The following is a 6,047-nucleotide window of genomic DNA, read 5'->3' on the forward strand; positions in this document are numbered from 1 at the left end:
GAGTGAGCAGCGACATGCGGGCAAAGGCCCAAATTTACGCCCAATGCTAAATGTGTTTAGTCTGGGTTTTGCAGGGTCTTTCATGACGAAGGAAAGGTGCCATCCTGTTCTGTCCAGATTAATTAGACCACCTCATAGTTACTGCGGTAGCTTAAAAGCAGGCTGCTAAATAGGGGTTTATCGCGGCGATGAGCGGGCGCAATATCAGGAATACGGGCGGGGTTTGCGGAGCAATAGGCGTGGGGTGGCTGACTGGAGTAATGGGTTAAAAAACATTGGTCGAAAAACAGCCAATAATTAGACTGCCGAAGACGCAGGTTAGTCTATTTTATTTTTTAGCGGCAAGTCGGCTCGGGTTATTTGTATCATCAGTCAATCACCAAAGTTTTCAAGCTCCATGAAATCTATCAAGCAAATAATCAACAGGCTAGCTGGTAAGCCGGCGCATAAGATTTCGCATACCGACGCGCTTTCGTTTTCCGAAATGGACCACTTGTTTGGTGGCAAACCTGAGGAAGCAGTTTCGGAGCATGCCTACTGGTGGTTTGAAGATGACGGGACTTTGCCGAATTCAGACCCCAATTCGAATACCCTTTTTGCGCACGTTTAACCTCGCCGCGCCCGCCCGGGCCGACCACAACTGAACAGGACTAAGGTGCCGGCCCCAATCCCTGTTTTTTATTTTCCAATCTCCATCATCAACCCCATTCCATTGCCATGAAAAAGCAAGCCATCAAACTCGACAAAGCCCTTTCGCTCGATAAGGAAACCATTGCCAAGCTCAACGAAGACCAACTCGGTACGCTGGAAGGCGGCATGGTTGCCGGCACCACCGTCACCTGTAATGGTCCGGTAGAAGCTTTCGCGGAAATGGCTTCCTGCACGGCTTGCTCCTGCAACCACTAGTGCGCGTGTCGCAAATCGTATGAAAAAGCAGGCTGGTAAACTAGATAAGGTCCTTTTGCTCGATAAGGAAACCATTGCCAAGCTCACTGACGAGCAACTCAGCACGCTGGAGGGTGGCATGGTCCTCACCGCTTCCATCACCTGCGGGGGGCCACCCACACAATCGTGTAATACCTGTTCCTGCAACGATTAAACACTTCTCCATTTCCATTCCAAAGCACATGAAAAAAGACGTTATCAAACTCGAAAAAGCTTTGTCGTTCGACAAGGAAATTATTGCCAAGCTCAACGACGAGCAGCTGAGCGCCCTAGAAGGTGGAATGATGATTGCCGGCACGGCTTCGTGCAACGCCGGACCCCAGACCACGGGCAACACCTCGTGCGAAGCCTGCTCCTGCAACGGCTAATCCCCACTACTCATTTCATCACAACCTCATCTCAAGCCCCATGAAAAAGCAAGCCATCAAACTCGACAAAGCTCTTTCGCTCGACAAGGAAACCATTGCCAAGCTCAACGAAGACCAGCTTGGTACGCTGGAGGGCGGTATGGTGGCCGGTACCACCATCACCTGCAATGCGGTGGCGGAAGCCCAGGCCTTTCCAAACTCTTGCGGCGCTTGCTCCTGCAACGGCTAAGCTGGTGTTTAAATAGCGCAGTCGTCATGAAAAAGCAGCGCATCACGCTTCAGCGAGTTCTGGCGCTGGACAAGGAAATTATCGCTAAACTCAACGAGGAGCAGCTGGGTGCCATCGAAGGTGGCCAGCAAACCACCACTCAGGCTGAAGTAACGGAGCTCTCGTCTTGTCCGGCCTTCAGTTGTAACCCCGCCAATTGCATCGGTGACCTCACCACCGCGAAGTAAGTTGTGGGTATTCCTACTTCGGGTAGCACGAGCTTCGTGCTACCCGAATTGCTGATTTCTACTATTGCCACCGGTTTTTCCTGCCTTCTGTGTCCGATTTATCCGCCCGCTCTTTGCTCAACCCTTCTGCCCTGCGGGTAGAAGCGGAAAGCTATTACCTGCTACGCCGGCCGTTGCTCCCGGTGCAAACCGTGTGGTGGCTGCACGAGACTACCCGCCAAATGCCCCAGGCCCTGCTGCCGGCTTTGCTGACACTGTTTAGCGACCCGCTGCTGCAGGAGGCTATTTATACGGCCTCGCCAGCGCTGCATGCTGAACTGCTTAAAGCGCTGGCTACGGGCGGCGGCGACTCGCCGAAAAGCACGGAAAAGCTGGTCCTCACGCTCTACAAGTACACGCTGCGCATGAGCACGCGCTGCACGCCCTACGGTCTGTTTGCTGGCTGCGCGCGCGGCGAGGTAGGCGGGCACACGGAAATTACGTTTGCCGACCAGCCCCTGCGCAAGCAGTCGCGGCTGGATATGAACTACGTTAGCGAGCTGGTGCAGAGTCTGATGGCAGCGCCGGCGCTAAAGGAGCAGTTGCTCTACTACCCCAACAACAGCCTGTACCGTACCGGCGACACGTATCGCTACGTCGAGTTTCAGGTGCAGAATAAACGCCGCACCTACACCCTTACGTCCGTGGCCTATGCCACGTACTTGGAGGTATTGCTGACCGCGGCCGAGCCAGGTTGCAGCTTTGCGCACCTGCTGGCCCTGGTGGCCCAGGCCGAGCCCACGGCTTCGGCAGAGGAGGCCCGGGCATATGTCCACCAGTTGATTGATTCCCAACTGCTGGTGAGTGAGTTGGAGCCGACCATCACGGGTAATATCTACCTAGAAGGTTTGCCAGAACGATTGAAGAACAAGATTTCGGCCGAAGAGCTCGCGCCCCTTCACCAACTGGTGCAGCTGCTGAAGGCCGGCGGAGTTGCTAATTTTCAGGAAACTCATCAGCTTCTGAGCGAAACCTACGGGCAGTCGGCTTCTAAGGACCTGATTCAGACTGATTTGTTCTATAATACCGAGCGAAATCAGCTCAGCGCGGCCGTGGTAGCCACCATTACCGAACAGGTGAGTGAGTTGTGCCGGCTGGGCGCGCGGGTGCTGCTGCCCGACTTGGTGCGCTTCGCCAAAGATTTCAGCGAGCGGTTTGAGGACCAGGAAATTCCTTTGTTGTTGGCGCTCGATAATGAGTCGGGCGTGGGCTACGGCTCGGCGGGGCCGGGCAGTGGCGACTACCTGCCTGTGCTAGAAGGCATCAGCCCGCGGGGCGAAGCCATCAGCGCGAATGCCACCTGGAAGAAAATCGTACAGCTTGCCCACGAAGTGTACCACCGCGCCCTGCGCGACGAAACCACCACCGTGGAGTTGACCGCTGCCGACCTGGCCGGCCTGGACGAGCAGCCCGACTTAGCAGCGGCCACGCCGGCCAGTCTGTTTGCCTTCGGCGCATTATTGGCCGAATCGACGCAGCAGCTGGACGCGGGCAAGTTTCAGTTTTCGCTGGGTACTTTCTCGGGACCGTCGGCGGCCAACCTGCTGGGGCGCTTTTGCTACGGCGATGAGCAGCTGCTCGAAGACGTGCGCGAATCGTTGCGCCGCACGGAGCCCGACACTGAGGATGCCGTGTATGCGGAAGTGGTGCACCTGCCCGAAGCCCGCGTGGGCAACATCCTGATGCGGCCCACCCTGCGGGCCTATGAGATTCCGTTTCTGAGCCCGGCCACCGTGCCGGCCGAAAACCAGCTACCCGTGCAGGACCTGTTGGTGTCGGTGCGGCAGGGCCGCGTGGTGCTGCGCTCCAGGCGCTTGAACAAGCAGGTGATTCCCCGGCTCTCGACGGCGCATAACTACATGGCCGGGCTGCCGATATACCGCTTCCTGTGCGATTTGCAGAAGGATAATAGCTATTCGGGCGTGAACTGGAGTTGGGGCAACCTGGCCGAGCAGGCATTTCTGCCCCGGGTGCAATACAAGAATATCATTGTGGCTAAGGCCCGCTGGCTCATCCGGCGCGAGCGGCTCACTGGTGCGCTGGGGCAGCCCAAGGTTTCTCTCGAAAACCTGCTGCGGGGCTACCTGGCTAGCCACCAGCTGCCGCGCTGGTTTTGCTTGGCCGAGCACGACAATGAGCTACTGATAGACAGCGAGCACCCCGCCGCCCTCCAGCTGCTGCTGCACCAGCTGGAGAAAACGGGCCAACTGAAGCTGACGGAATTCCTGGCTACACCAGACCAGTGCTTTGTGGGCGGCCCCAACCAGCGCTACGCCAACGAAGTGCTGCTGCCCTTGCGCAACCCTGGCGCGCGCCCGCCCAAGGCCCTAGCCCTGCCAGTGGCCCAACCGCTCACTCGGCAGTTTGCGCCGGGCAGCGAGTGGGTGTACTTCAAGCTCTACGGGGGCACCAAATCCATGGACCAGCTGCTGACCGAGGCCATTTTGCCGCTCGCGGAGCAGTGGCAGGCGCGGGGTATCATTCGGCAGTGGTTTTTCATCCGCTACACCGACCCCAATTTTCACCTGCGCATCCGTTTTCAGCTGGCTGATAACCGGCCCGAGCTGCTGGCTACGGTGATGCAGGAGCTGCCGGCCGCGCTGGCAGCTGCGCTGGCGCATGGGCGGCTGCACAAAATTCAGCTCGATACTTATGTGCGGGAACTGGAGCGCTATGGAGCCGCCAACATCGAGTATGCCGAAGCGCTGTTCAGCCACGACAGCCTGGCCACGGCGCGGGTGCTGAACCTGCTGGGCGGCGACGAAGGCGAGACCTTCCGTTGGATGCTGGCCCTGCGGGGGCTGAATGAAATGCTGAACGATTTTGGCTTCGAGCTGCCCCAGAAGCAGCAGTTGCTTGACCAGATGAGTCGCTCATTTTTTCAGGAATTCAAAGGTGATAAGCCCTTGCAGGTGCAGCTCAACGAGAAGTACCGCAAGGAGAGCCGCCGGCTCCAGAGTTTCCTGAACCCGGCCGAGGACGTGGCCAATGGCATTGAGGAGGCTACCCAGGAATTTGCCGACCGCCGCCAAAACTGGAGTTCGGTGATTGTGGCTATTCGGGCGCAGTATCCGGAGGGGCTGCTGGCCACTGAAGCCGGGTATTCGCTGCTATTCAGCTACGTGCATATGTACCTTAACCGCTTCGTGCTGTCGCGGCCCCGCCTGCATGAGCTCACCATGTACACACTGCTTTGCAAGTGCTACACGGCCCAGCTCGCCATGCGCAAAAGTTCTTCCTCGCCCGTTAAAATCCCCAGCTATGCCTCCTGAAAATTACCTCCACAGCGAAATTCAAGAAATAATGGTTACCAAGCCCAGCTTCGTCCTGAAGTCGGGCAACTTTCTGATTGCGGGTCTGCTGCTGATACTCCTGGCCTTCACAGCGTGGTTTAAATACCCCGAATTTATCACGACGGAGGTATCACTGGTCACGCAAACCCCGGTTGATTCGTTGGTGGCGCCCGACGGCAATCGCGGCGCGGTGCTGCTGGTGCCCAATGGCACATTTGTTCGTCGTGGCGCGGCCTTGGTGGCCTGGCAAGATGCCGACCGCACCGACTACGGCCAGGCCCGGAAATTAAACCAGTTGCTGAGTATTTTACCTGCCGCTGGCCTGCCCGCCACCGAATTGGCGCGGCTGCTCCGGCCCATTCGGCTCGCGCAGCTCGGCCGACTGCAACCCGTATACCAGCGCCTGTTAGCGGCCAGTGCTAATGGCACTCCGTTGTCGGCTAAGCTGTTAGCGGCCAGCCGTGCACAGCTGGTCCAGTGGGAGCAGGCTGCCGTAGGTGTGGCCTCGCAGGATGGTATCGTGCAGACGAGCTACCCGGTGCGGGCGGCCGCGGCGGCCATTCCGGCCGGCCGGGCAGTGGTCTGCCTATTGCCTCGGCAAAGCATCTACCTGGCCCTGGGCACCATTAGCCGAGAGCAGTATGCTACCGTGCGGCCGGGGCAGCGGGTACTGCTCCAGATGCACGAGCTGGGTACCGCCTCGCTAACGGGCAGCGTGCTGGAAGTGGCACCCCTGGCCCGACACCAGCAGCACCAAGTCGTCATCCAACTGGCCTCGACCAATCGGGAGCGCTTATATCCGTCGTTTTCGGGTAGCGCCCGCATCATGCTCCATCAGCAGTCGCTGCTGGCCAAGTTCTTGGGCCGGTAAGCGGCCAGCTACTCTACCCTACTATTTTAGTTAATTGATAAAGAGTTAGTTGGCAAATAATCCATCGAAACACGG

General features: G+C 58.0%; 8 protein-coding genes. All 8 read left to right on the forward strand.

Features of this window, described 5'->3' with window-relative positions:
* Nucleotides 1–397: 397 nt before the first annotated feature.
* The 8 genes from IEW17_RS21155 (at nt 398) to IEW17_RS20415 (ending at nt 5,972) form a co-directional block, all read left to right on the forward strand.
* A complete protein-coding gene (locus IEW17_RS21155) occupies nt 398–610 on the forward strand; it encodes a hypothetical protein (RefSeq protein ID WP_229749177.1) in 213 nt (70 codons plus the stop codon).
* Between the two features lie 107 nt (nt 611–717).
* Complete coding sequence (locus IEW17_RS20385; protein WP_188563908.1) at nt 718–906, forward strand: class I lanthipeptide; 189 nt, start codon at nt 718–720, stop codon at nt 904–906.
* 19 nt (nt 907–925) lie between these two features.
* Nucleotides 926–1,099: a class I lanthipeptide gene (locus IEW17_RS20390; RefSeq protein WP_262891865.1), complete on the forward strand. Its 174-nt coding sequence runs from the start codon at nt 926–928 to the stop codon at nt 1,097–1,099.
* 28 nt (nt 1,100–1,127) lie between these two features.
* Nucleotides 1,128–1,313 (forward strand): class I lanthipeptide, encoded by a 186-nt coding sequence (locus tag IEW17_RS20395; RefSeq protein WP_188563910.1) that lies wholly within the window; start codon nt 1,128–1,130, stop codon nt 1,311–1,313.
* A gap of 40 nt (nt 1,314–1,353) precedes the next feature.
* Entirely contained in the window at nt 1,354–1,542 is a 189-nt protein-coding gene (locus IEW17_RS20400) for a class I lanthipeptide (RefSeq protein WP_188563911.1), read from the forward strand.
* 26 nt (nt 1,543–1,568) lie between these two features.
* Nucleotides 1,569–1,769, forward strand: coding sequence for a class I lanthipeptide (locus tag IEW17_RS20405; protein WP_188563912.1), 201 nt, complete (start codon nt 1,569–1,571; stop codon nt 1,767–1,769).
* 89 nt (nt 1,770–1,858) lie between these two features.
* Nucleotides 1,859–5,080 carry a lantibiotic dehydratase gene (locus IEW17_RS20410; RefSeq protein ID WP_188563913.1) on the forward strand — a complete coding sequence of 1,074 codons (3,222 nt, stop codon included), beginning with the start codon at nt 1,859–1,861 and terminating at the stop codon, nt 5,078–5,080.
* A complete protein-coding gene (locus IEW17_RS20415) occupies nt 5,070–5,972 on the forward strand; it encodes an HlyD family efflux transporter periplasmic adaptor subunit (protein ID WP_188563914.1) in 903 nt (300 codons plus the stop codon). The genes IEW17_RS20410 and IEW17_RS20415 overlap by 11 nt, the downstream gene beginning before the upstream one ends.
* Nucleotides 5,973–6,047 lie beyond the last annotated feature (75 nt).

Source organism: Hymenobacter frigidus (genome assembly GCF_014640435.1).
Classification (GTDB): Bacteria; Bacteroidota; Bacteroidia; order Cytophagales; family Hymenobacteraceae; genus Hymenobacter; species Hymenobacter frigidus.

What these genes read in the sequence shown, in the direction of transcription:
- IEW17_RS21155 (WP_229749177.1), top strand. Translation starts at nt 398, where the DNA reads ATGAAATCTATCAAGCAAATAATCAACAGGCTAGCTGGTAAGCCGGCG.
- IEW17_RS20395 (WP_188563910.1), top strand. Translation starts at nt 1,128, where the DNA reads ATGAAAAAAGACGTTATCAAACTCGAAAAAGCTTTGTCGTTCGACAAG.
- IEW17_RS20400 (WP_188563911.1), top strand. Translation starts at nt 1,354, where the DNA reads ATGAAAAAGCAAGCCATCAAACTCGACAAAGCTCTTTCGCTCGACAAG.
- IEW17_RS20390 (WP_262891865.1), top strand. Translation starts at nt 926, where the DNA reads ATGAAAAAGCAGGCTGGTAAACTAGATAAGGTCCTTTTGCTCGATAAG.
- IEW17_RS20415 (WP_188563914.1), top strand. Translation starts at nt 5,070, where the DNA reads ATGCCTCCTGAAAATTACCTCCACAGCGAAATTCAAGAAATAATGGTT.
- IEW17_RS20385 (WP_188563908.1), top strand. Translation starts at nt 718, where the DNA reads ATGAAAAAGCAAGCCATCAAACTCGACAAAGCCCTTTCGCTCGATAAG.
- IEW17_RS20405 (WP_188563912.1), top strand. Translation starts at nt 1,569, where the DNA reads ATGAAAAAGCAGCGCATCACGCTTCAGCGAGTTCTGGCGCTGGACAAG.